Here is a 380-nt window from a genome sequence, read left to right on the forward strand (position 1 = left end):
GTCGTTCCTTGCCCTTCGAGCGAAAGAACCAGCAAGGCTTTCAGGATCAGCTTCGCCTGAAGCCGCTGCATTACCGGGATCTTGGCGACAACATCCGTATTCAGCCGATCATAAGCTTCGAACGCTTCCTTCAAATCCTCGACCTTTCGCAGCTCATTCTCGGCGCTATCAAAAACCTCGTCGAGCGCGATCAGAGAGTTTGCCGGGCGTCCGAGAATCCGTTCACCGGCTTCGGCTGCGAATGAGAGGAGGGCAAAGTCGTTGACGTATAAACGTACGAACGGGGCGACGTCGACGATCGCCGGATGCAGCGGATAGAGCGACGTGAACTTCTGCTCGCTCCACCGAAACGTCGGCATCACCTCGCGGAAATACTCGTA

The 380-nt window shown here is 56.1% G+C and carries 1 protein-coding gene; it reads right to left on the reverse strand.

All coding sequences use genetic code 11. The features are described 5' to 3' along the window. A partial coding sequence (locus I6F37_RS45145; protein WP_225155151.1) for a hypothetical protein occupies positions 1–380 on the reverse strand: 380 nt, incomplete at both ends.

Source organism: Bradyrhizobium sp. NBAIM08 (genome assembly GCF_020193935.1).
Taxonomy (GTDB): domain Bacteria; phylum Pseudomonadota; class Alphaproteobacteria; order Rhizobiales; family Xanthobacteraceae; genus Bradyrhizobium; species Bradyrhizobium yuanmingense.